Genomic DNA, 22,673 nt, shown 5'->3' with positions numbered 1-22,673 from the left:
GGGGCCTATATGCTGCACTGCGAGAACGAAAAGAAGGCGAGTTGGCGATGGTGGCCAAGATCACGATAGCAGAGGGCGAGTTCGCCGGGTGGCAGACTTACGACCTGCACGGTACTTTCGACCAGACGGTCGGCCCGTTCTATTTCAAGCCGGACCCCGACGGCCGGATGCGCTGCGCCTTCCGCGCCGAGCCCAGGCATATGAATGCGGGACACCGGATGCACGGCGGCTGCCTCATGACCTTCGCCGATATCGCCCTGTTCCAGACCGCCTATCAGGAGATGGAGGGCAAGAACGGCGTGACCGTGCAGCTGGATTCCACCCTCATCGACGGCGCCTATGTCGGCGAACTGGTCGAGGCGACGGGCGAGGTGGTGCGCGCGGGCGGGTCGCTGATCTTCGTGCGCGGACAGATCAGCACCGGCGAACGCACCCTGATGACCTATTCCGGCATCATCCGGAAGTTCACGCCCCGAACCTAGACCCCGGCCTTGGCCGCCGGACGCGCGCGACAGGCGTCGAGCCAGCGAGCCAGGTGGGTGAACTCCTCGGGCGGGCGGTATTTGACCAGACGCGCGAAGTCCAGCCCGACGGCGGCGACGATATCGGCGATGGTGAACCGGTCCACGGCGATGAACTCATGGTCGGCCAGGCGCCGGTCCAGGGTGCGCATGTAGCGTTCGGCGGCGACCCTGTTGTAGTCGGCGACCTGGGGCTGCTGCGCGGACTCCAGAGCGGCCAATGCCGGGTGGGTCAGGCGGACGTTCAGCATGATGGGGTTGGCGAGATAGAACTCGCAGCGGCGGGTCCACATCTCGACGATGGCCTGTTCGCGCGCATCGACGCCGAACAGGTTCGGCTCCGGGTACATGGACTCCAGATAACGGCCGATGGCGACCGATTCGGAGATGGTGGTACCGTCGTCCAGTTCCAGCGCCGGGACGTGGGGAACCCCGACCCTGGCGCGGTATTCCGGCGTCTTGTGCTCGCCCGACATGATGTCGATGGGCACGATCTCGACGTCCTCGATGCCCTTCTCGGCCATCACCCAGCGGACGCGGCGTGGATTGGGGGCGCGGTGGCTGTCGTAGAGTTTCATCGCTGGCGTCTCCGGTTCAGCGGAATATGGAGGCCGGCATCGCGCCCACAACCGCGGCCGCCATCAAGGTCGCCAGGAAACCTGCGAACAGGGCCTTCCACACCAGACCCAGAACCTCTTCGCGGCGCTCGGGGATCAGGACCGACAGCCCTGTGACCGTGATCCCGACCGAGCCGATGTTGGCGAAGCCGCACAGCGCATAGGTCAGCAGCATCCGGGTGCGCTCGCTCATCTCGCCGGCCGGGACCTCGCCCAGACGGATGAAGGCCACGAACTCGGTCAGGGTCAGTTTGACGCCCAGCAGCCAGCCGGCCTTGCCCGCCTCGGACCAGTCGACGCCGATCAGCCAGGCCAGGGGCATGAAGATCCAGCCCAGCAGGCGCTCGACTGTGATGTGGTCGCCAAACATCCAGAAGCCGCCCAGCATGATGTTCACCAGCGCCACAAGGGCCACGAAGACGATCAGGACGGCGGAGATGTTCAGCACCACCATCAGGCCATCGGCCGTGCCCTTCACGATGGCGTCGATGGCCGAGTCGTATTTCAGGGCCGAACCGTAGTCCGCGACCTGACCGCCCTCACCCGGCTTCTCGGGGATGATGATCCGGGCCAGCAGCACCCCGGCCGGGGCCGAGACGATGGACGCGACCAGGACGTGGCCGGCGGCGTTGGGCAGGGTCGCCGACAGGATGGTGGCGTAGGCGACCATGGTCGAGCCGGCGACGGTGGCCAGGCCCACGACCATCATGAGGAAGATCTCGGACCGGGTCAGCTTGTCGAGGTAGGCGCGGATGACGATCGGGCTCTCGATCATGCCGAGGAAGATGTTCGCGGCGACCGCGAGCGCCGAGGCGCCGCCCAGACCCATGGTCTTCTGGAACAGGATGCCGAAGCCGTGGGTCAGCCACTTCAGGATCTTCCAGTGCCAAAGAAGCGCCGACAGGGCCGAGATCACAAGGATCATCGGCAGGACGTTGAAGGCGAAGGTGAACAGGCCGCCCGGGTTGGTCACCGAGTAGGGCTGGTCGCCGCCAGCGAGGTAGCCGAACACGAACTTGGCTCCTTCGGTCGTCGCGCGCGACAGACCGTCGACGGCGCCGGTGATCGCGGCCAGCACGACCTGAGAGCCCGGGATGGCGAACAACGCCAGCACCAGTAACGCCTGCACGCCGATGGCGCCCAGCGTCAGCCGCCAGGGAAAGGCTCGCTTGTTCTCGGACAGGCCCCAGCAGGCGCCGACGATGACGACGAGCCCCAGAAGGCTCTGAAGGTTCAGCAGGCTGAACATGTTGGTGCGATCTCCCCGAAAGCCTTTCCTGCACGGGGGCAGGAGTCCGCGCAAGCGGCAGCGCTCGCCATGACTTGGCCTTGATGGGCGCGCGTCATCACGGAACCGTGATCGGGACCTTGAGGGAGACGACGATGCGCAGGATCGGAGTGGCGGCGATAGCGGCAGGGCTGGCGGTCGCGGGGTGTGGGCAGGCCAGCCAGGAAGGCGGCGAGAACGATAGCGATGACGCGGTGGCGGTGGAAATGATCGCCCCGGCCAGGCCGGGAGAGGCGCCGGTCGAGCAGGCGTCGCCCGGACCGGACGCATCTGATCAGACGCCTGTCGCCGTGACCGCGCCGCGCATCGCCTATGTCTATCACTACGGGCTCGAGGTTCCGGTTGATCGGGCCCCGGGTCTGATGGCGCGACACGAGCAGGCATGCGCCTCCGCCGGGGCGGCGGTCTGCCAGGTGATCGGATCGGACACGACGCGGATCGGCCGGGACGACCTGACGGCCCGCCTGGAGATTCGAGCGACCCCGGCCTTCATCGCCCGGTTCCGGGATGGACTGGCAAATGATGCGCGCGAGGCTGGAGGCCGGGTGGCGCAGAATTCGACCGAGAGCGAGGACCTGACCCGGTCCCTGATCGACACCGAGGCGCGACTGAGGGCGCAGACAACGCTTCGCGACCGGCTTCAGGGCCTGCTGGCGAGCCGCAGCGGTTCGCTGGAGGATCTGCTGAAGGTCGAGACCGAACTGGCGCGGGTGCAGGGGGAGATCGACGCCCAGCAGTCGATGCTGGCGGAGATGCGGACGCGCGTGGCGACGTCGCGCCTGTCGATCGAATACCGGTCGGCGGGTCAGCTGGCGCCGGACAGCGCCTTCCGGCCGGTCGTCGAGGCTGTGCAGGGGGCGTTCGCGGCCATGATGGCGACGGTCGGCGTGCCGATCACCATCCTGGCCGTGCTCATCCCGATCGGCCTGATCGTGGCGCCGATCGGCTTGTTCATCCTGAGGCGACGGCGGGCGGCGAAGTCGAAACTGGCGCCGCCCGCGTAGGTGTCAGGCGATGCGGCGAACCAGCTTGCCGTAGTCGTCCATCAGGGTCAGCGACAGGTCGCCGGGCGTGAACGTGTATTCGCCGATCGACTGGACCGGGGTCACTTCGGCGGCCGAACCGGTCAGGAAGCATTCGCTGAAAGTCGACAGCTCTTCCGGACGGATGTGGCGGACGACAACCTCGATGCCCTTGGCGCGGGCGATGTCGATGACCGTCTGGCGCGTGATGCCGTTCAGGATGTGGGTCACGTCAGGCGTATGAATCACGCCGTCCTGGACGAAGAAGACGTTGGCGCCGGTCGCCTCGGCGACATAGCCGCGCCAGTCCAGCATCATGGCGTCGGCGAAGCCGCGCTTCTCGGCCGCGTTCTTGGACATGGTGCAGATCATGTAGAGGCCGGCGGCCTTGGCCGTCGTCGGGGCGGTCAGCGGGTCGGGGCGGCGCCATTTGGCCCACTCGAGCCTGATGCCCTTCTTCTTGACCTCGGGGTCGAAGTAGCTGGGCCAGTCCCACACGGCGATGGCGACGTGGGCCTTGTTGTTCAGGGCCGAGACGCTGACCTGTTCCGGGCCGAGGAAGGCGACCGGACGGATGTAGGCGTCCTCCATCCCCATCTTGATGCAGGTGTCCTTGCAGGCCTGATCGATTTCGGCGACGGAGTACGGCAGTTCGAAATCCAGCAGGTTCGCAGACCGGTGCAGGCGCTCGGAATGCTCTGTCAGCTTGAAGATTTCCCCGCCATACATACGCTCACCCTCGAATACCGACGAGCCGTAGTGGAGGGCATGGGTCAAAATATGCGTTTTCGCTTCCCGCCAGGGCACGAAATCGCCATTCACCCAGAGCCAGCCGTCACGATCGTCGAAAGGAACCAAGGCCATTGAACAACGTCTCCTGCGCAGATTTGCCGGTTAGAACGCCCGAAGCGCTCAAGGTCAACGCCATGCGCGCGGGAATGTTCGCATGAGCGGCAGTCGCTCAGGGCCTGTGGCAGGCGCAGGGGTCGGTCGTCACCTGCTGATCGTCGATGACGACGACCGGATTCGCGAGCTCCTGAAGGAGTATCTGGCGCGCGAGGGCTATCGCGTGACCGGGGCCGCGCATGCGGCCGCGGCGCGTCGCCTGATGGAACTGATCGAGTTCGACCTGGTCGTTCTGGACGTCATGATGCCGGGCGAGAGCGGGCTGGAGCTTACGACCTGGGTGCGGTCCAAGGCCCAGCTGTCGAAGACGCCCGTCCTGCTGCTGACCGCGAGGGGCGAGGCGTCGGACCGCATCGACGGCCTGTCGCGCGGGGCCGACGACTATATGTCCAAGCCCTTCGATCCCAAGGAGCTGTCGCTGCGGATCGACGCGATCCTGAGGCGGACGGGCGTGAAGCCGATCATGCCGCGCGAGATCAAGCTGGGCACGGCGACGTTCGACCTCGAGCGACTGGAACTGACCCGCGACGGCGCGCCGATGCGGCTGACTGAAGCAGAGGCCCAGTTGCTGAAGACCCTGGCCCTGCATGCCCACGCGCCCGTCGAACGGATGGACCTGTCGCCGGACACGGCCGACATCACCGGTCGTGCGGTCGACGTGCAGGTGACCCGTCTGCGCAGGAAGCTGGAAGCCGATCCGAAGAACCCGCGCTACCTCCAGACCGTGCGCGGCGTGGGCTATATGCTGGCGCCCGACTGACATGAGGCTGCTGCCCTTCCCCGTCCTGGCGCGGTTTCTGAAGCGGCAGCTGCCGACATCGTTGTGGGGGCGGTCGCTGCTGATCATCGTCCTGCCGATCCTGATCATGCAGGGGGCGGTGACATGGGCCTTCTTCGACATGCACTGGCAGACCGTGACGGCGCGCCTGTCCGAAGGGCTGGCCGGCGACGTGGCCTGGGCGGCCGAGAGCTATCGCGACGAGCCGACCGAGGCGAACCTGGCGGTCATCGCCGACCGGGGTGAACGGTCTATGCAGCTGTCGATCGCGCTTCGGCCCGGAGCGACCCTGCCGGCGGAACAGCGGCGCGGGCCGATCGGGGTGGTCGACCGGACGCTTGAGGCGGCGCTGGCGGCGCGGCTGGATCAGGCCTTCTGGTTCGATACGACCCGCTATCCCGCCTATGTCGACATCCAGGTGCAGCAGCGCGACGGCGTTTTGCGGATCATCGCGCCGCGTGAGCGGGCCGTGGCGACCCAGGCGCATATCTTCGTCCTGTGGCTGATGCTGGCGACCGTGCTGCTGATGAGCGTGGCCATCCTGTTCATCCGCAACCAGGTCCGCGCCATCGAGCGGCTGGCCGAGGCGGCGGAAGCCTTCGGTCGGGGCGAGACCTCGCAGGCGTTCAAGCCGCATGGCGCGCGCGAGGTGCGGCAGGCGGCGGTGGCCTTCCTGGCCATGCGGGACCGGATCCAGCGGCACATCGAACAGCGGACGGCGCTGCTCGCCTCGGTCAGCCACGACTTGCGCACGCCCCTCACCCGGCTGCGGCTGGAACTGGCTTTGGCCCCCCAGTTCAAGCGTCAGAGCGCCATGAAGGGCGACCTCGACGAGATGGAGCATATGATCGACGAATACCTCGCCTTCGCAAAGGGCGAGGCCGGCGAGGCGCCGCAGCCGGTCGATGTCTCCGCCCTGCTGAAGGCGGCGGGCGAGGACGTGAAACGGGCGGGTGCCGAGGTCGAGATCGCTGCGCCTGCGGACCTGACGGCGTCGCTGCGTCCGCTGGCCTTCAAGCGGGCCCTGACCAATCTGGCGGGCAATGCGGCGTCGCACGGCGAGCATGTGCGACTGTCGGCGCGGGCCCTGCCATCGGGCGGGCTGGAGATTTCCGTAGAGGACGACGGGCCGGGCATCCCCGACGAGATGCACGAGGAAGCCTTCCGCCCGTTCAGCCGACTGGACGAGAGCCGCAACCAGAACCGCAAGGGGGTGGGGCTGGGCCTGGCCATCGCCCGCGACGTGGCGCGCGGGCATGGCGGAGACATTACCCTCGCACGCAGCGACCTCGGCGGCCTGCGAGCCCTGATCCGCCTGCCGGGGTAAGGCGAAATCAGGTGGGCGGCGTCATCCTTGCGTGGGCGTCTCTGCGAGGATTGCGGAGGCGGCCCATGCGGCCCATCTTCCCTGTGACAGGGATTTCCCGGAGATCGTCATGCGCAGCTTCGCCTTTCTCGCCCCCCTCGCCCTTGTCGCGGCCCTCGCGACGCCCGTGTTCGCCCAGACGCCGCAGGTCACGGTCACCGTCGGCGGCGACCTGACCGAAGAGGTTGAGGGCCTGGGTCAGCGAGACGTGGATCGCCAGCTGGAGCGTCTGCAGACCGTCGTCGAACGCCGTCTGGCCCGCGACGGCGCGCTTGAGGGCGCCCGGATCAACCTGGTTCTGACCGACCTGAAGCCCAACCGCCCGACCTGGCAACAGGCCTCGGATCGGCCCGGCCTGTCGATCATCGACAGCATCTCGATCGGTGGCGCGACCGTCGAAGGCGAGATTATCACTGCCGACGGTCAGCGCATGCCGGTGCGCTATTCGAACTACTCGACGTCGATCGCCGAGGTGCACGGCTACACGACCTGGCAGGACGCCGAGCAGACCTACGCCCGTCTGGCCAGCAACCTGGCGTCAGGCCGGCTGGTCTCCCGCTAGGGCCTTCGCGCGGCCTACGGCGGCCCAAACCGCCGCACGGCCCGCCGCCTCCAGATCGGCGTCCCTGATGGCATCGAGGCCGGCCCGGGTGGTGCCGCCGGGTGAGGCGATGCGGGCGATGAGATCCTCGAGTGACGCGTCGGTACCGGCTCCAGAGCCAGCCGACCGCAGGGCGCCCCGCGTCAGGCGTTCGGCGGCGCCCGGCGTCAGCCCCGCCTCTACGCCTGCGGCGGCGAGGGACTGGGCAAGGGCGTAGAAAAAGGCTGGCGCTGATCCGGCGACGGCAGTGGCGGCGTCGATCAACGGCTCCTGGTCGAGGTCGACCGTGTCGGCGATGGCGTCGAACAGGGTGTGGGCGAGGGCTCGCGCGGCGGGATCTTTCGACCAGACGGCGGCGACGCCCTGAGCCTGGGCCACCGCAGTCGTCGGCATGACGCGGGCGACGGCCCGGCCGGGCAAGGCGGCGGACAGGTCGGCGGCGCGGACGCCGGCCATGACTGAGACGACGACAGCGTCGACCGGCAGGGTGGCCAGCAAAGGCGCCACGGCCTCGCGCCAGACGGCGGGCTTCACGGCGATCACCAGTGCACGGGTGTTCGACGGGCAGACCGGTGGAACGGCGCGGGTCAGGATGGTCGGGTCGGAGACGGTCCCGGTCAGCCGCCAGCCTTCGGCGATCGCGGAACCGAGGCGGCCGTGGCCGAGGAGAACGACCGTCATCGCGCGGCCTAGGCCGTGCCGACGGTCTCGAACAGGCAGCTGTCGATCGCGTCCTGGGGCTTCTTGTTGCCGCGGATCATGAAGTCGAAGGCCGGGTAGTAGCGGTCGGCGGCCTCGACGGCGGCGTCGATCATCGAGGCGGCCTGGGCCAGGGTCGGGCGCTCGCCGTGCGGCAGGGCGAGGGAGTGGCGGAAGACGATCTCGCCGTCCTCGGACCAGACCTCGAAATGACCCATCCAGGTGCGCTGGTTGACCATCGAGACCAGCTCATAGGCGGCGTTGCGGCGCGACTTGGTGGCGCGCAGATCGAGGGCGCAGCACAGTTGCAGGCAGTCGCCCTCGGGGCGCCAGGCGAACCAGAGTTCGTAGTCCTTCCAGTCGCCGGCGAGTGCGAACGCCAGATCGCCGTCGTCCGTCCGGTCAAACGGAAGGTTTTCGGCGTTCAGCACATGCTCGACCACGTCCAGCGGATCGTAGGGGACATCGACCTCTTGTCCGGCAGCATCCATCAGGTGAACTCGATCTTTCGGGGGGTGAACGGCGACTCAGGGCCGTCCTTGATAAAGACGGTAGGCGTGTTCGGGGATTCGTCTCAACCGGCTGCGTCCGGCAGACGAGTTCCGTCTGTGGACGTTCCCTTTTGAGGCTTGTTCGCCTTGGCAGGGGCCGTTTTCAGCGTCGCCAGCTCGGCGCGCAGGGCCGCGACCTCGGCTTTCAGAGCGTCGAACTCGTCGCGGCGGACCAGATCCATCTCGGCGGCGATGCGATCGGTCTGGGTGCGGAAGGCGGTCTTGGCCTCTTCGCCGGCGGCCTGGGCCAGACCCATGGCGCTGGTCGACATCTTGGCGAGTTCGTCGAGAATCGGATTGCGGGTCTGCATGGAAGGCTCCGGCCCGGTGTCGGGCGTCGTTAAGGGAGGGTTGCCTGATATGGTGAACGAAACCTTTCCAGACACCCCCTGCTCGCCCGCAATCGGGGCTGAAACGTGTCACGCTCGCGTGTGCCCGCGACGCTTGCTAAAGGCGAAGCGAACCGTCGCAGGAGCCTCGCTTGACCTTTCCCGAGTTCGACCCGGTCCTGATCCATCTCGGACCGTTGCCGATCCGCTGGTACGCCCTGGCCTATGTCGCCGGCATCGTGCTGGGCTGGATCTATGCGGCGCGGATCCTCAAGAGCGACCGGGTCTGGGCGCCCGGGAAGCCGCCGCTGGCGGGACCGCAGCTGGACGACCTGATCCTGTGGATCACGCTCGGCATCATCCTGGGCGGCCGGTTCGGCTATGCTCTCTTCTACAAGCCGATCATGTTCGCACAGCTTTTCACGGGGTCTAGCCTGGGCGAGAGGTTTGAACTGTTCCAGCTGTGGACCGGCGGGATGTCGTTCCACGGCGGCATGCTGGGCTGCACCCTTGCTGTCCTGATCTACGCCTGGCGGACCAGGTCCAATGCGCTGAGCATCGGCGACATGGCCCTGGCGGCCGCGCCGATCGGCCTGTTCTTCGGGCGGCTGGCGAACTTCGTGAACGGCGAGCTGTGGGGCCGAACCACGGACGTGCCTTGGGCCATCCGCTTCTGCAACGCGCGCATCGAGCAGATGTACGGCTTCTGCCCGGCCGGGAACGAGCCGCGTCATCCGAGCCAGCTTTACGAGGCGGGCCTCGAGGGTTTGCTGCTGTTCATCGTGCTGGGCCTGGCGGTCTGGAAATGGAAGCTGCTGGCCAAGCCCGGCTACGTCACCGGCCTGTTCCTGGTCGGATACGGCCTGTCGCGGGCGCTTCTGGAGACGGTGCGCCAGCCTGACGCCGGGATGGAGAACTTCCCGCTGGGCCTGACCATGGGGATGATGCTGTCGATCCCGATGATCCTGGTCGGCGCATGGCTGATCCACCGCGCGTGGAAGCGTCCGCCGGTCGCCGCCGCAACTTGATGTCGCTGAAGGCTCGACTGGCGCGGGAGATCGCCCTGACCGGACCGATGACGGTGGCCGACTACGTCACCCGCTGCCTGCACGATCCGAAGGACGGCTATTACGCGACCCGGCCTGCGCTCGGCGAAGGGGGCGACTTCATCACGGCGCCCCTCGTCAGCCAGATGTTCGGGGAGCTGATCGGCCTGTGGGCGGCCGAGACATGGCATCGGCTGGGCGCGCCCGAGCGATTCCGGCTGGTCGAGGTCGGGCCCGGCGACGGGACCCTGATGGACGACGCGCTCAGGGCCGCCCGGGTCGCGCCGGGGTTCCTGGAGGCTTGCGACCTGATCCTGATCGAGCCGTCGGGACCGCTGCGGGAGGCACAGTCGCGTCGGCTGGCCCAGGCCGATGTGTCGCCGCGCTGGGTCAGGTCGCTGGGCCAGATCGATGTCGATGCGCCGGTCATCCTGATCGCCAACGAGGTGCTGGACTGTCTGCCGGCGCGCCAGTTCGTGCGGACCGACGGCGGCTGGGCCGAGCGTCGGGTCGGGGTGACCGACGACGGCGGGCTGACCTTCGGCCTGGTCGGGATCACGGGCGGGTTCGAACGCCCCCCCTTCGAGGTCGAGCCGGGCCAGGTGGTCGAGGTCTCGGATCAGCAGGCGGCGTTCGGACGAGACCTGGGCGCGCTGCTGCACGAAACGTCGGGGGCCGCCCTGCTGATCGACTATGGACGGGACCGGCCCGGCGTGGGCGATACGCTGCAGGGCTTGCGGCGGCACGCCAAGGTCGACGTTCTGGCCACGCCGGGCGAGGCGGACCTGACCCAGTGGGCGGACTTCCCGGCGGTGCAGGAGGCGGCGATTCGGACCGGCGCCGACGTCACGGGCTGCGTCGGCCAGGGCGAGTTCCTGCGCCGGCTGGGGATCGAGGCGCGAGCCGAACGCCTGTCCTCTGGACGGCCCGAGGCCGCGCCGGTCATCGCGCGCCAGCTCGCGCGCCTGACCGCGCCCGATCAGATGGGCGAGCTGTTCAAGGCGGCGGCGATCTTCTCGCCGCGCAGCCTGGCCGTTCCGGGGTTCGAGCCATGACCGAGACGACGCCGATTACCCATCCGCTGCTGGAGAGGGCCGGCATTCGCCATGGCTTCTTCACGCGGCGGGGCGGGGTCTCGACGGGGTTGTACGAGGGGCTGAACACCGGCCTGGGGTCGGCAGACGATCCGGCGGCGGTCGAGGAGAACCGGCGGCGGGTGGCGGCGGCGCTGGGCGGCCGGCCGGACGATCTGGCGGCCTGCTACCAGATCCATTCCAGCCTGACGCGGGTGGCGACGGGACCCTGGGCCGGGGATCGGCCGGAGGGCGACGCCGTGGTCTCGGCGACCGTCGGGGTGATCCCGGCGGTGCTGACGGCGGACTGCGCGCCCGTGCTGCTGGCGGACGCCGAGGCCCGGGTCGTGGGCGCGGTCCATGCGGGCTGGAAGGGGGCGTTGAACGGGGTCGTGCACTCCGCCGTGACGGCGATGGAGTCGCTGGGCGCGCGACCGAACCGGATCGTCGCCGTGGTCGGGCCGTGCATCGCCCAAGCGAGCTATGAGGTCGGGGCCGACTTCCAGGAGCGGTTCGAGCACCACGATCCGGGCGCCGGGCGCTTCTTCATCGAGGGGGCGACAGCCGAGAAGCGGATGTTCGACCTGCCCGGCTTCGTCCTGTGGCGGCTGGAACAGGCGGGGGTCGAACAGACGGTCTGGACCGGCCACGACACCTGCGTCGACGAGGCCGCCTTCTACTCGAACCGGCGGGCGTTCCAGCGGGGCGAGCCGGACTTCGGGCGGCTGATGTCGGCGATCACGCTGGACTGAGCGCCGAATTGCACTCGGACAACACCGAGTCCAACGAGTGCAAATGATAGAAAGCCGAAGCTTGGCGGCGACTCTTCATTGCACTCCGGAACTGCAAGTGCGCTTGAGGCCCGGACCGACGGCTCCGAGAGTTTCGCGCGCCAATGGACAGCCCTTTCGTCATTCTCCGGCGAAGCGCAGCGGAGACCGGGGGACGCAGCGGCGCCGGAGCGAAGCGCAGGCGAAATGCTTCAGCAAAATCATGTGCGACATGTTCGCGCTATCGCGCGCCGCTGCGTCCCCCGGTCTGCGCCGCCAAGCGGCGGCTTGCCGGAGGATGACGAAAAGCGGGGGATTAAGCCTCCGCGTCGTCCTCGACGGCGCTCTGGAAGTACGGCTCCACCACGCCCTGCAGCTTGACGGTCAGGGCATTGCCCTTGCGGTCCACGGCCTTGCCGACGGCGAGGCGGACCCAGCCCTCGGAGACGCAGTATTCATCGACGTTGGTCTTTTCCTCGCCCTTGAACTTGATGCCCACGCCGCGCTGAAGCACGTCGGCGTCGTAGTATTTGTTGTTCGGGTTGACCGAGAGACGGTCGGGGGGCGTGTCGGACATCTGGAAGCCTCGGCGAAGTTCTTGGGGGCGGTGCATAGCCGCCCGCGCGGCTTCTGCCAACGGCGGAGGATCAGCCGAGGCCGGCGAAGCCGCGCCCGACGCTCCATCCGCCGTCGGCGGGCAGGACGACGCCCGAGACATAGCGGGCGTAGTCGGAGGCCAGGAACAGGCAGACGTCGGCGACGTCATCGACCGTGCCAAGCCGGTTGAGCGGCACCGCCCGGGCGGCTGCCGCCTTGGCCTCCGGCGTCGGGGCCAGACGGTCCATGCCTTCGGTGCCGTCGATGGGGCCCGGGGACACCGAGTTCACCCGCACCCCCTCCCCGCCCCATTCGATGGCGAGGGTTTTGGTGATCATGTCGACGCCGGCCTTGGCGGCGCAGACGTGAACCTGAAGCGCCATGGGAATCCAGGCCTGGGGCGCGGTGATGTTGATGATGCTGGCGCCCGGCTTGGTCAGGTGCTCGTGGGCGGCGCGCAGGACATGGAAGGTGCCCAGGGTGTCGATGTCGGTGACCGTCCGGAAGCCGTTGGAGCTGAGGGCGGCGGCCGGGACCGGGAAATTGCCGGCGGCGCCCGAGACCAGCACGTCGATCGTGCCGCGCTTGTCCCGGAAGTCGGCGATCGCGGCCTTCACCGCGTCGAAGTCGCGGACGTCGAGGCTGTAGCCGAGCGCGGGATTCTGTCCGGAGAGTTGTTCGACGGCCGCATCGACCTTGTCCTGGCTGCGGCTGGCGACGCCGAGCTTTGCACCGGCGCGGGCGAAGACCCTGGCGATACCGAGATTGATGCCGGACGTGCCGCCGAAGACCATCACGGTCTTGCCGGTGAAATCGAACGCCATAGAGCCCCTCCCTGGGTGATGTTTCCGCCACCGTGCACCCCGGCGAAGGCCGGGGTCCAGATGGAAAACTCGCTCAAGCGGTCAGGCGAGGCGGTGCGACATCCCGGAGGTCAGCATCCGTGTTCTGGGCCCCGGCCTTCGCCGGGGCGCACGGAGGTGGGGATCACTGCACCGACTGGCGCGGCGCGGCCGGGTTGGCGCCGCCCGATGCGGCCGGCGTCGGGGCGTAGGGCTGGGGCCCTGCCGGCGCGGGAGGCGTCGCGGCAGGGGTCGTCGCGCGCGGCGTCTGACGCGCCGGGGTGCGCGCGGGGGTCCGGGCCGGGGCGCGATTGACGGCGGGCTGGGCTGCGGGAGGCGTCGTCGCGGCTGGCGCGGCCGTCTGGGTCGGGGCCGGCGCGGCCGTGGTCGGCGCCGGGGTCGTCGCGGCGGTCTGGGTCGGGGTGACCGGGGCCGAAGCGGCGGCGGCGCGGGCCGCCAGTTGCTGGGCCTGGAACCGGCGAGCCAGTTTTTCGGTCAGTTCGCGGGCGGCGGGGGCCGGCATCTGGGCCAGAATGGCCGACAGACCACGAGGACGCATGGCGGCGGCGATGGGCAGGCGGACGCTGTCGTCGAGGGTGGCGAAGACCGCGGCGGCCTCGCGCGGGCGCATGGCGGAATAGACGGCGACCAGACGGGCGGTCTCGGCGGCCTCGCGCTCGTCGACCTGGCCCAGCAAGGCCTGAACCTCGGCCTTGATGGCGTTGAGGGCGGTGATCTTGGCGTCCAGCTTCTGTTCGGCGGCGACCATCAGCGGCAGGGTGGTGGCGAAGTCGGCATCGCGGGCGTCCAGTTCAGTGCGACGGGCGCTCAGCGACTGGATAATGCGCAGCTCGGCCGGGGAGATGCCGGCCTGCTGGGCCAACTGCTCCGGGGTGAGGGCGCAGACGGCCGGGGTCGGACGGGTGACGGCCGGGGTCGCAACGGTCTCGGTGACGGCGGCGGTGGCTTCCTCGGCCCAGGCGCGAGCGCCCTGGAACAGGTCCGGACCGGCGCCGACGGCGCGCACGGCCACGACCCCGCCGATGGCGACGGCGATCAGGGGCAGGAGGCGGGGCAGCTTGGCCATAAGGTCAAAAAATCCGGGAGTTACGCGGCGAACAGGTCGTCGTCGGTGGCGAGGTCTACGCGCGCACGGTTGAGAGTTTGCTTCGCGGCTTGGTTAGCGGTCAGGGCGTGCAGGATGGCCTGGACGTTGCCGGCGCCGGCCGCAGCGGGGACCGGAGCGGCCATGCCGTGGATCCGCTCGGCCAGGGCGGCCATGCGGAAGGCGCGATCCTCGGGGTCAGCGACAGCGGCGGTCGGGGCGGGACGAGCCGGAGCGGGGGCTGAGGGAGGCGCTTCGAAGCGGGGCTCCTGGACATGCGCCGGGCGGGCTTCGGCTTGCGGCAGGGGTGCACGGGCTCCCCGGGCGATCAGCTGCTCCAGCTCGGTCTTCAGGGTGCGGGCCTTGATGATGCGGTCGTGCAGCAGGTCGGCTTCCTCGCCCGAGGCGCGGAGCGAGCCGAGGGCGTTCTCGGCCCGGGCGCAGGCGGCGTTGAGTTCGGTCACGGCGCCGGCGAAGGCCAGCTGGCCGGCGCGAAGCTGGCTCAGCTTCTTCTCGAGGCGGACGCCGTAGCCGAGGGCGGCCACGAGCAGCAGCATCAGAACTGCATCCAGGATCATGCCGGTCATGTCAGCGCCTCCCCTTGGTCAGGCTGTTTGCGGTCTCCACGCTGATCGGCGCCTCGACCCGCACGGCGATATGCTGGCCCTTGCGACCCATCTTGCCGGTCGTCACCGGGATGGTTCCGCAGCGGATAGAGACGTCGGAATCCGGCGTCGCGTTCAGCATGAAGGTGTCGCCGACCTTGAAGCTCAAGGCCCTGGACAGGGGCACCTGCTGCTCGTCGAGGACGGCGCGGACCTCGGTGTCCGTGGTCCAGAGCTCGGTGGCGAGGTGGCCTTCCCAGATGTTGTCGCGGCCGAACTTCTCACCCATGAACTGCTGCAGCAGCATCTTCCGGATGGGTTCTAGGGTGGCGTAGGGCAGCAGCAGCTCGACCCGGCCGCCGCGATCTTCCATGTCGATGCGCAGCTTGACCAGGATGGCGGCGTTCGCGGGCCGGGCGATGGCCGCAAAGCGGGGGTTGGTCTCGAGCCGGTCCAGGTTGAAATGGACGGGGGTCAGGGGCTCGAACGCCGCCTGGGCGTCGGCCAGGATGACCTCGACCATCCGCTGAACCAGAACCCGCTCGATGGTGGTGTAGGGCCGGCCCTCGATGCGCAGGGCGGCGGTGCCGCGACGGCCGCCCAGCAGCACGTCGACGATCGAATAGATCAGGTTGGAATCGACCGTGAGCAGACCGTAATTGTCCAGCTCCTCGGCCCGGAATACCGCCAGGATCGCCGGCAGGGGAATGGAGTTCAGATAATCGCCGAACCGGATCGACGAGATGTTGTCGAGCGAGACCTCGACGTTGTCGGAGGTGAAGTTCCGCAGGCTCGTCGTCATCAACCGCACCAGGCGGTCGAAGACGATCTCGAGCATCGGCAGACGCTCGTAGGAGACGAGCGCGGAGTTGATGATGGCGCGGATGCCGGTCCGTTCGGAATCATCGCCGTCGCCGAGATCGAAGCCCAGCAGATTGTCGATCTCGTCCTGGTTCAGGACGCGTTCGGAGGCCGCGCTCGACCGTTCCTCGCCGAAGGCGTCGGCGGCGGCGAACGGGTCGAGCTCGTCCGTATCGGCCATTACTGAATGAGCATTTCTTCGATCAGGACGGCGTCGACCTTGGCCGGGGCGGAGATGAGGTTCACCCGGCGCAGGATTTCGACGCGCAGCTGGTACTGACCGGCCGAGCCGGCGATGTCCTCGGGACGCAGTTCACGCAGGAAGCCCTGGAACATGTCCTGCATGCGCGGCATCTGCTCCTGCAGCGAATAGGCCAGGTCGGCGTCGTGCATCTCGAGCGTCACGGCCAGCTTCATGACCGTGGGGCGGCCGTCCGGCGCCTGGATGTTCACCACCATGTCCGGCAGGGTCAGGAAGGTGACGCCGTCCGGGCCTTCGCTGATCTTGCCCAGCGAGGGATCGGCCTCGCCCTCGGCTGCCGCGCCGTGACCGCCGCCGCCTTCCTTCTTCTCGCCGTGACCACCCTTCTTCTCTTCGCCGTGATCGCCCTTGGCGGCTTCCTCGCCGTGCTCGCCTTCAGCGGCGGCCGGCTTGGGCTGGAGCATGAAGAAGGCCCCGGCCCCGCCGCCGCCCAGGACCAGCAGGGCCACGGGTGCGATGATGAACAGCAGAGGCAGCTTCTTCTTTTTGGGCGCACCCTCCTCGCCCTCGACCTCGGCGCCATGCGCGACGGCCAGGTCGGTCGCGCCGTCCTTGGGCGCCTTGTCCTTCTTCTTGCCGAGCTTGATCATACGGCGGTCGCCCCGGAAATTCCCAGTCACCCGCATGCGACCGGTTTGGTTAACGCGAGGTGTAAATCCGGCAAGATTTGCCGGGCTGTCAGGACCTGAAACCCGTCGGAATGCCCGCCGCACGGGCGTTAACCCTGTTGGCACGGTCGTTGCGTGGAACTGAGCGAAGGAGCTCTGGAGCCCAAGTGGAAAACGCCGCCTACATCGGACTGTCCCGGCAGATGACGCTGCGTCGCGAACTCGACATTGCGGCCAACAACATCGCCAATGCGGACACCACCGGCTTCAAGGTCGAGCAACTTCTGCTGGGCACGGAAGTCGGCGGACGGGCGCGCAACGACGCGATCCGGCCAGGCGCCAGTTTCGTGCTGGACCGGGGCGTGGGCCGCGACTTCTCGCAGGGCTCGCTGCAACAGACCGGGCGGGACCTGGACTTCGCCATCGACGGCGAGGGCGTGTTCTTCAAGATTCAGGACGGGGCGGCCGAGGCCTATACCCGCGACGGCGCCTTCACCATCAGCCCCGAAGGCGAGCTGGTCACCAAGGGCGGCCTGCCCGTGCTGGGCGACGGCGGCCCGATCGTGATCGACCCGGCCCAGGGCCCGATCACCGTCGCCGACGACGGCAACATCAGCCAGAACGGCGTCACCATCGCCCAGCTGGGTCTGGCCCGTTTCGACAACCTGGCCGTCCTGTCCAAGGAAGGCGACGGCCTGTACCGCAACGCCTCCAACGCCACCCCCATCGACGCCGCCGGAGCGCAGGTGCGCCAGGGGATGCTCGAGGGGTCCAACGTCAATCCCCTCATCGAAATCACACAGTTGATCGAGATCAGCCGCGCCTACGAACGCGCGAGCAAGATGATCGAGAACGTCACCGAACTGTCCCGTCGCTCGGTCGAGCGGCTGGGCAAGTCGAGCTAAGGAACCTCTAGATGCGCGCTCTCAGAACCGCAGCCTCCGGCATGGCCGCCCAGCAGCTGAACGTGGAGGTCATCTCCAACAACATCGCGAACATGAACACCGTCGGCTACAAGCGCCAGCGGGCCGAGTTCCAGGACCTGATCTACCAGAACGTCGAACGGATGGGCGCGCAGTCGTCCAGCCAGGGCACGGTCGTCCCGACCGGTATCCAGGTCGGCCTGGGCGTCAAGGCGGGCAGCGTCTATCGCATCACCGACCAGGGCACCCCGACCCAGACGGGCAGCGACTATGACGTCGCCATCGACGGACAGGGCTATTTCCAGATCAGCCTGCCTTCGGGCGAGATCGGCTACACGCGGGCCGGCAACTTCTCGCTGAGCGGCGAGGGCCAGCTGGTGACCGAGGACGGCTACGCGGTCGAGCCGGCTATCTCGATCCCGCAAGACGCGGTCGATGTGATCATCTCCAAGACCGGCCAGGTGCAGGTCATCTCGGCCGGGTCGCCGGAAGCGGCCGTCGTGGGCCAGCTGGAGATCGCGACCTTCTTCAACGAGGCAGGCCTGGAAGCCATCGGCGACAACCTGCTGCTGGAAACCGCCGCATCCGGCCCGGCCACGACCGGCACGCCCGGCGAGACCGGCTTCGGCCAGCTTCTGCAGGGCTATACGGAGGCGTCGAACGTGGACGCCGTGACCGAGATCAGCGCCCTGATCATCGCCCAGCGCGCCTACGAGATGAACTCCAAGGTCATCACCACGGCCGACGAGATGATGAGCGTCTCGGCCCAGGTGAAGGGCTGATGACCCGTCTGCTGACATTGGCGGCGGCGCTGGCGCTGGTCGCCTCCCCCGCCCTCGCAGGTCCAGTGACACTGAAGGTCAATCCGGTCGACGACGACGGAAGCGTCACCCTGGGCGACATCTTCGACGGGGCCGGATCGGCCTCCGGCGTGGTGGTCGCCAGTCGCGCCGGGCCGTCGGTCGTGTTCGAGGCCGGTCAGCTTCAGGCCATCGCGTCGCGCGCCGGCCTGCAATGGGCCAATCCGCAGGGCCTGCGTCGCGTGGTCGTGCGCCATGCCGCGCTCGCGCCGGGCGGCGCCGCGACCGCCGCGACCGTCACGCCCGCCGTCGCCCAGCGCGGCGCCACGGTCGAGGTCCTGACATACGCCCGCAACCTGGCCGCCGGAGATGTGGTCCAGCCTGAGGACGTCATCTGGTCCACCGTTCAGGCGCATCTGGCCCAGGGCGGATCGCCGTCGGACGCCGAGCAGGTCATCGGCCTGAGCGCCCGCCGGGCCCTGCGCGCCGGAGCCGTGGTCGGCCAGCGCGACCTGATCTCGCCCCGCGTCATCGCCCGCAACGACATGGTCGAGGTCGCCTATATCGCGGGCGGCGTGACCCTGACTGTCACGGGCCGGGCGACGCGCGACGCCGCCGTCGGCGAGCCCGTGCCCGTCCTGAACACCACGTCCGGCCGCACCATCGACGCCATCGCCTCTGGCCCCGGTCAGGCCAGGGCCGGCGCCGGGGCCCGCGCGCAAGCCTCCAACCAGTTCGCCCGCCAGGGAATGTAAGTCATGCGTAAGTCCGTCCTCGCCCTCTCCCTCGCCGCCCTGACGCTGGGCGCCTGCTCGACCGTCGTCGAGACGGTGCAGGGTCCGCAGCTGGCTCCGATCGGCTATCCCGCCCAACTGGTCCCTGTCAGCCAGGCGTACACGACCGTTCCCGAGCCTCGCTCGGCCAGCGCCAACTCCCTGTGGCGGACCGGGGCGCGCGCCTTCTTCGGCGACCAGCGGGCGCGGAACATCGGCGACATCCTGACCGTCAACATCAACATCGACGACCAGGCCCAGACCTCCAACACCACCAACCGCAGCCGCACCAACGACATCACCGGCGGGGTGACCAACTTCTTCGGGCTGGAGAACAGCCTCGGCCGCGCCTTCCCGGGCGGCTTCGATCCGCAGGCCCTGGTCGGGGTCGAAGGCTCGTCCAACGCCAACGGCACGGGCTCGGTCAGCCGGTCGGAGCGGGTCAATCTGACCATCGCCGCCGTGGTCACCGACATCCTGTCGAACGGCAATCTCGTGATCCAGGGTCGGCAAGAAGTGCGCACCAACCGCGAGGTCCGCGAACTGACCGTAGCCGGCATCGTGCGGCCGGAGGACATCTCCTCGGCCAACACCATCGCCCACACCCAGATCGCCGAGGCGCGCATCAGCTACGGCGGACGCGGCGACATCAGCCGGGTGCAGGCCACGCCGGCTGCGCAGAGCCTGGTGGAGCGCTTCAGTCCATTTTAGTGCGCTAACCGCGCGCGACGCGGTGGCGCACTGCTTGAGCGCCGTTCTGACCGTGTCCTGAACATCACGGCTGCGTCAGAGCGAAGCTCTGCCGTGAACCGTAAACGGAAACCCGCGTTTGTTCTCCAGACGCAAAGGCTTCCACTGATGTTCAAGGTCCTCATTCCCGCCGTCGCCGCTCTCGGTCTGGTCGCTTTCGCGGCCCAGTCCCGCGACGTCGCGCCCGAGGTCGACGCCCAGGGCGTCATGGCGGCCCCGGTCATGGGCTGGAGCGTCCATCACGAAGGCGCCTTGGCCAAGCTGGCCTATGGCGTCGCCCATTCCGACCAGCTGGCCCTGATGGTCACCTGCATGCCGGGCGACACGACGGCCGCCGTCTATGGGGACGTCCAGGTCGAGGGCGCGCGCCTGACGCAGGCCGGCCTCCAGATCGATCCCCTGTCCGGCGGCGACGCGGAGGAGACCACGATCCGGGTCAACGATCCGGCTCTCACCGGACTGGCGCAGAACGGCCGGATGACGGTCGTCGGCGACGCCGGTCGGTTCCAGCTGGCGGCCAGTACCGAAGAACGTCGCCTCGTGCGCGATTTTCTGGCCTATTGTTCTCCGGACCGGGCGTAATCCGCTCGGGTCGGGGGCCTGATGCATGACATTTCTGGCGACGATCGCGGCGATTGCCGCGCTGACGGCCCCCTCGCTTCAGGGCGGCTGGACCTGGACCCTCTATGAGGACAGGCCTCTGGTTCTCGCCCACGAGATTCCCGACACGGCCCAGCTGAAGGCCATCCTGGAATGCCAGCCCGGCGCCGGCGTGGCGCGGCTGGACCTGTTCGGCTCGACCAACGCCGGGATCGCCACCATCGCCTCGGGCACGGCGACCGCGACCGGAGAGAGCGAGGCGACGGCCGACCATCAGTCCGTGGCCCTGCGCACCGATCACCCGGTCTTCGGCCAGTTCCTGGTCACCGGCGCCCTGGACGTCGCTGTCGGCGGCGAACATCAGGCCGTGGCCATCCCCGCCGCCCACCTTGCCAAACTGCGCCGCTTCGCCGAGCTTTGCAGCGGGTGAACTGCGGAGGTTTCATGCGGAATCTATGGCTGCCGGCCCTGGCCTTGGCCGCGCTGACGAGCGCCTGCGCGAGCGTGGAGACGCCGGCCCCTGTCGTGACGGCCGCTGCTGCGGCGCCGGCGGCTCCCGCCCCGGTGGCGGGCTACGACTGGCACTATACGCCCGACGAGGGCGTGGGCCGACTGGCCTATGGCGTGGAGGCCAGCGACGACCTTCGCCTCGGCCTCGACTGCACGGCCGGGTCCGGCAAGGTCGACCTGACGGCGCTTGGCCAGACCGGCGACCGCGAGATCTATCTGGAATCCGGCGGCGACACCGAGCGGTTCCCCGCCGAGGGCGAGCCGTCGCAACTGCACGACGGCGACATTCTGACCGCGAGCGCGGCGACGAGCGAGCCGGTGCTGCAGCGCTTCCGCCGGGTCGGCTGGATTGCCCAATGGGTGGACGGGAAGCGGGAGGTCTATGCGCCGCATCCGGGGTCGGAAGCGGGGGTGGAGCGGTTCTTTGCGCTCTGCGGCTGATCTGAAGAGAAGACCCGGGCGATCCTCGCCGACGCCTTACTCCGGCTCGGCCGGATCACTGTCGTAGGTTGCCCGGCTCCGCCGGATCTGTGGTGTGCCCTCGTCGGCCTCGGCCTGCGGTTCATCGACAGGCGGCGCTGAAGCAGGGGGCTCTGCGTCCGCCGCGGGTTCGTCCGCAGAATTGTCTGAGGCGAGTTGGTCCGCGGCCTCATTGTCAGGCGCGTTGCGGAGCGAGCCGCCCGTGGATGGTCCACCACTGACTCTCGCTTCGCCCAACCATTGGGCGTAGGCTGTCCCGCCGAAAACCATCGCCGTGACAGCGACCGTGAGGCTCAAGGCGACCCGTGAGGATTTGGAGAGACGCCTGGCCATGGGACCGGTCCTTTTCGAATGCGAAGTCGACGCATGACCCATCCAAGGGCCACACAGTTCGGCGAACGCTGAACGCCCGGGTGGTCCAAGTCAAGCGGATCGCTGGACGGCGAGGCCTGTCCAAACGGGCGGGTGCTTCTGGCTTGGAGAGACATGTGAGGGTAGGCCGTGGCGGACAGAGAGGGATTCGAACCCTCGGTAGGCTTTCACCTACACACGCTTTCCAAGCGTGCGCGATCGACCACTCCGCCACCTGTCCGTTTCACCACGAGGGCTAACGCCCGGGAGGTCGCCCGGGGAGGGAGGGCTGATAGAACAGCCGGGCGCTGTGGGCAAGCGCCGCGCTGGTCAAAACGGCAGGTGCTTCCCATATGGTGGCCATGTCCCTTTTCTCACGGATGGCATCCATGCTGAGCCAGAAGACCACCCTGCCCACCGCCGCAAGCGCCCTGCCCGGCCGGTCCACGCCCCTGCCGACCGACGAGGTCCATTTCGTCAGCGGCCGGCCGCTGAAGGGGCCGCACCCCGAGGGGTTCGAGACCGCCGTCTTCGGCATGGGCTGTTTCTGGGGCGTGGAGCGTAAGTTCTGGCAGCTGCCGGGCGTCTGGGTCACGGCCGTCGGCTATTCGGGCGGGATCACGCCCAACCCGACCTATGAGGAGACCTGCACCGGCCTGACCGGCCAGACCGAGGTGGTCCAGGTCGTGTTCAATCCGGCCGAGATCTCCTATGCCGAACTTCTGAAGACCTTCTGGGAAGGGCACGATCCGACCCAGGGCATGCGTCAGGGCAATGACGTCGGCTCGACCTATCGTTCGGCCATCTACTATCTGAACGACGCGCAGCGCGCCGAGGCCGAGGCGTCGCGCGAGGCCTATCAGGGCGCGCTGTCGAAGGCCGGCAAGGGTCAGATCACGACCGAGATCACCGGGGCCGGGGCCTTCTACTTCGCCGAGGGCTATCACCAGGGCTATCTGGCCAAGAACCCCGAGGGCTACTGCGGCATCGGCGGAACGGGCGTCGTCTGCCCGATCGGCGTCGGCGTCGAGGCCTGAGG

At 68.5% G+C, this 22,673-nt stretch carries 28 protein-coding genes and 1 tRNA gene; 16 read left to right on the top strand and 13 right to left on the bottom strand.

What is annotated here, in order from left to right; genetic code table 11:
- The first annotated feature begins 47 nt into the window (after positions 1–47).
- The gene (locus ACW17Y_RS03790) at positions 48–482 is read left to right on the top strand and encodes a PaaI family thioesterase (protein ID WP_492037456.1); all 435 of its coding nucleotides are present in this window, start codon (positions 48–50) and stop codon (positions 480–482) included.
- Here ACW17Y_RS03790 and ACW17Y_RS03785 read toward each other — a convergent pair.
- Both ACW17Y_RS03785 and ACW17Y_RS03780 read right to left on the bottom strand, forming a co-directional pair.
- The gene (locus tag ACW17Y_RS03785; protein ID WP_492037455.1) at positions 479–1,099 is read right to left on the bottom strand and encodes a glutathione S-transferase family protein; all 621 of its coding nucleotides are present in this window, start codon (positions 1,097–1,099) and stop codon (positions 479–481) included. The two genes, ACW17Y_RS03790 and ACW17Y_RS03785, sit on opposite strands and share 4 nt — an antisense overlap.
- Positions 1,100–1,115: 16 nt before the next feature.
- The gene (locus tag ACW17Y_RS03780) at positions 1,116–2,387 is read right to left on the bottom strand and encodes a NupC/NupG family nucleoside CNT transporter (protein WP_492037454.1); all 1,272 of its coding nucleotides are present in this window, start codon (positions 2,385–2,387) and stop codon (positions 1,116–1,118) included.
- A 134-nt stretch (positions 2,388–2,521) separates the two neighbouring features.
- Here ACW17Y_RS03780 and ACW17Y_RS03775 point away from each other — a divergent pair, with 134 nt between their 5' ends.
- Positions 2,522–3,430 carry a DUF4349 domain-containing protein gene (locus ACW17Y_RS03775; protein WP_492037453.1) on the top strand — a complete coding sequence of 303 codons (909 nt, stop codon included), beginning with the start codon at positions 2,522–2,524 and terminating at the stop codon, positions 3,428–3,430.
- Between the two features lie 3 nt (positions 3,431–3,433).
- On the opposite strand, the gene ACW17Y_RS03770 is transcribed toward ACW17Y_RS03775, so the two are convergent.
- Positions 3,434–4,312, bottom strand: a complete 879-nt coding sequence (locus tag ACW17Y_RS03770) for a branched-chain amino acid aminotransferase (protein ID WP_492037452.1) — start codon at positions 4,310–4,312, stop codon at positions 3,434–3,436.
- A gap of 82 nt (positions 4,313–4,394) precedes the next feature.
- Here ACW17Y_RS03770 and ACW17Y_RS03765 point away from each other — a divergent pair, with 82 nt between their 5' ends.
- From ACW17Y_RS03765 to ACW17Y_RS03755, 3 genes are all read left to right on the top strand, one after another.
- Positions 4,395–5,114, top strand: a complete 720-nt coding sequence (locus ACW17Y_RS03765; RefSeq protein WP_492037451.1) for a response regulator — start codon at positions 4,395–4,397, stop codon at positions 5,112–5,114.
- Position 5,115: 1 nt separating this feature from the next.
- A complete protein-coding gene (locus ACW17Y_RS03760; RefSeq protein WP_492037450.1) occupies positions 5,116–6,459 on the top strand; it encodes an ATP-binding protein in 1,344 nt (447 codons plus the stop codon).
- 109 nt (positions 6,460–6,568) lie between these two features.
- Entirely contained in the window at positions 6,569–7,060 is a 492-nt protein-coding gene (locus ACW17Y_RS03755) for a hypothetical protein (protein WP_492037449.1), read from the top strand.
- On the opposite strand, the gene ACW17Y_RS03750 is transcribed toward ACW17Y_RS03755, so the two are convergent.
- The 3 genes from ACW17Y_RS03750 to ACW17Y_RS03740 all read right to left on the bottom strand — a co-directional run bounded on the left by ACW17Y_RS03750 (position 7,037) and on the right by ACW17Y_RS03740 (position 8,660).
- A complete protein-coding gene (locus tag ACW17Y_RS03750; protein WP_492037448.1) occupies positions 7,037–7,780 on the bottom strand; it encodes a pyrroline-5-carboxylate reductase family protein in 744 nt (247 codons plus the stop codon). The two genes, ACW17Y_RS03755 and ACW17Y_RS03750, sit on opposite strands and share 24 nt — an antisense overlap.
- An 8-nt stretch (positions 7,781–7,788) precedes the next feature.
- The gene (locus tag ACW17Y_RS03745) at positions 7,789–8,289 is read right to left on the bottom strand and encodes a type III secretion system chaperone family protein (RefSeq protein WP_492037447.1); all 501 of its coding nucleotides are present in this window, start codon (positions 8,287–8,289) and stop codon (positions 7,789–7,791) included.
- 83 nt (positions 8,290–8,372) lie between these two features.
- A complete protein-coding gene (locus ACW17Y_RS03740; RefSeq protein ID WP_492037446.1) occupies positions 8,373–8,660 on the bottom strand; it encodes an accessory factor UbiK family protein in 288 nt (95 codons plus the stop codon).
- 170 nt (positions 8,661–8,830) lie between these two features.
- Between ACW17Y_RS03740 and lgt the strand changes: the two genes are divergently transcribed.
- Genes lgt through pgeF form a run of 3 tightly spaced genes read left to right on the top strand, consistent with a single transcriptional unit; the run spans position 8,831 to position 11,549 of the window.
- Positions 8,831–9,706 (top strand): prolipoprotein diacylglyceryl transferase, encoded by an 876-nt coding sequence (gene lgt / locus ACW17Y_RS03735; RefSeq protein WP_492037445.1) that lies wholly within the window; start codon positions 8,831–8,833, stop codon positions 9,704–9,706.
- Positions 9,706–10,779 (top strand): class I SAM-dependent methyltransferase, encoded by a 1,074-nt coding sequence (locus ACW17Y_RS03730; protein WP_492038234.1) that lies wholly within the window; start codon positions 9,706–9,708, stop codon positions 10,777–10,779. Before lgt ends, ACW17Y_RS03730 begins: the two co-directional genes overlap by 1 nt.
- Positions 10,776–11,549 carry a peptidoglycan editing factor PgeF gene (gene pgeF, locus ACW17Y_RS03725; protein WP_492037444.1) on the top strand — a complete coding sequence of 258 codons (774 nt, stop codon included), beginning with the start codon at positions 10,776–10,778 and terminating at the stop codon, positions 11,547–11,549. The genes ACW17Y_RS03730 and pgeF overlap by 4 nt, the downstream gene beginning before the upstream one ends.
- Positions 11,550–11,883: 334 nt before the next feature.
- Here pgeF and ACW17Y_RS03720 read toward each other — a convergent pair whose 3' ends face one another.
- From ACW17Y_RS03720 to ACW17Y_RS03695, 6 genes are all read right to left on the bottom strand, one after another.
- On the bottom strand, positions 11,884–12,144 hold the full coding sequence (locus ACW17Y_RS03720) for a DUF3297 family protein (protein ID WP_492037443.1): 261 nt from the start codon (positions 12,142–12,144) through the stop codon (positions 11,884–11,886).
- A gap of 70 nt (positions 12,145–12,214) precedes the next feature.
- Positions 12,215–12,988: an SDR family oxidoreductase gene (locus ACW17Y_RS03715; protein ID WP_492037442.1), complete on the bottom strand. Its 774-nt coding sequence runs from the start codon at positions 12,986–12,988 to the stop codon at positions 12,215–12,217.
- Between the two features lie 163 nt (positions 12,989–13,151).
- Positions 13,152–14,093: a MotE family protein gene (locus ACW17Y_RS03710; RefSeq protein WP_492037441.1), complete on the bottom strand. Its 942-nt coding sequence runs from the start codon at positions 14,091–14,093 to the stop codon at positions 13,152–13,154.
- 20 nt (positions 14,094–14,113) lie between these two features.
- Entirely contained in the window at positions 14,114–14,698 is a 585-nt protein-coding gene (locus ACW17Y_RS03705) for a DUF6468 domain-containing protein (protein WP_492037440.1), read from the bottom strand.
- A gap of 1 nt (position 14,699) precedes the next feature.
- Positions 14,700–15,758 (bottom strand): flagellar motor switch protein FliM, encoded by a 1,059-nt coding sequence (gene fliM / locus ACW17Y_RS03700; RefSeq protein WP_492037439.1) that lies wholly within the window; start codon positions 15,756–15,758, stop codon positions 14,700–14,702.
- The gene (locus tag ACW17Y_RS03695) at positions 15,758–16,429 is read right to left on the bottom strand and encodes a flagellar basal body-associated FliL family protein (RefSeq protein WP_492037438.1); all 672 of its coding nucleotides are present in this window, start codon (positions 16,427–16,429) and stop codon (positions 15,758–15,760) included. Before ACW17Y_RS03695 ends, fliM begins: the two co-directional genes overlap by 1 nt.
- Positions 16,430–16,614: 185 nt before the next feature.
- On the opposite strand from ACW17Y_RS03695, the gene flgF reads away from it, so the two are divergent.
- The 7 genes from flgF to ACW17Y_RS03660 all read left to right on the top strand — a co-directional run bounded on the left by flgF (position 16,615) and on the right by ACW17Y_RS03660 (position 21,244).
- Complete coding sequence (gene flgF / locus ACW17Y_RS03690) at positions 16,615–17,352, top strand: flagellar basal-body rod protein FlgF (RefSeq protein ID WP_492037437.1); 738 nt, start codon at positions 16,615–16,617, stop codon at positions 17,350–17,352.
- Between the two features lie 11 nt (positions 17,353–17,363).
- Positions 17,364–18,152: a flagellar basal-body rod protein FlgG gene (gene flgG, locus ACW17Y_RS03685; protein ID WP_492037436.1), complete on the top strand. Its 789-nt coding sequence runs from the start codon at positions 17,364–17,366 to the stop codon at positions 18,150–18,152.
- On the top strand, positions 18,152–18,925 hold the full coding sequence (gene flgA, locus ACW17Y_RS03680; RefSeq protein ID WP_492037435.1) for a flagellar basal body P-ring formation chaperone FlgA: 774 nt from the start codon (positions 18,152–18,154) through the stop codon (positions 18,923–18,925). The genes flgG and flgA overlap by 1 nt, the downstream gene beginning before the upstream one ends.
- Positions 18,926–18,928: 3 nt before the next feature.
- Positions 18,929–19,654, top strand: coding sequence for a flagellar basal body L-ring protein FlgH (flgH, locus tag ACW17Y_RS03675; protein ID WP_492037434.1), 726 nt, complete (start codon positions 18,929–18,931; stop codon positions 19,652–19,654).
- A gap of 147 nt (positions 19,655–19,801) precedes the next feature.
- The gene (locus ACW17Y_RS03670) at positions 19,802–20,275 is read left to right on the top strand and encodes a hypothetical protein (RefSeq protein ID WP_492037433.1); all 474 of its coding nucleotides are present in this window, start codon (positions 19,802–19,804) and stop codon (positions 20,273–20,275) included.
- A 25-nt stretch (positions 20,276–20,300) separates the two neighbouring features.
- Positions 20,301–20,723, top strand: coding sequence for a hypothetical protein (locus ACW17Y_RS03665; protein WP_492037432.1), 423 nt, complete (start codon positions 20,301–20,303; stop codon positions 20,721–20,723).
- 14 nt (positions 20,724–20,737) lie between these two features.
- Positions 20,738–21,244, top strand: coding sequence for a hypothetical protein (locus ACW17Y_RS03660; RefSeq protein WP_492037431.1), 507 nt, complete (start codon positions 20,738–20,740; stop codon positions 21,242–21,244).
- Between the two features lie 541 nt (positions 21,245–21,785).
- On the opposite strand, the gene ACW17Y_RS03655 is transcribed toward ACW17Y_RS03660, so the two are convergent.
- Positions 21,786–21,875: transfer RNA gene (locus ACW17Y_RS03655), tRNA-Ser, on the bottom strand.
- Between the two features lie 148 nt (positions 21,876–22,023).
- On the opposite strand from ACW17Y_RS03655, the gene msrA reads away from it, so the two are divergent.
- Positions 22,024–22,671 (top strand): peptide-methionine (S)-S-oxide reductase MsrA, encoded by a 648-nt coding sequence (msrA, locus tag ACW17Y_RS03650; RefSeq protein WP_492037430.1) that lies wholly within the window; start codon positions 22,024–22,026, stop codon positions 22,669–22,671.
- Positions 22,672–22,673: the final 2 nt, after the last annotated feature.

The sequence above is a fragment of the Brevundimonas sp. AVps7 genome (assembly GCF_058681545.1).
This window is presented reverse-complemented; position numbering and strand designations above follow the sequence as displayed.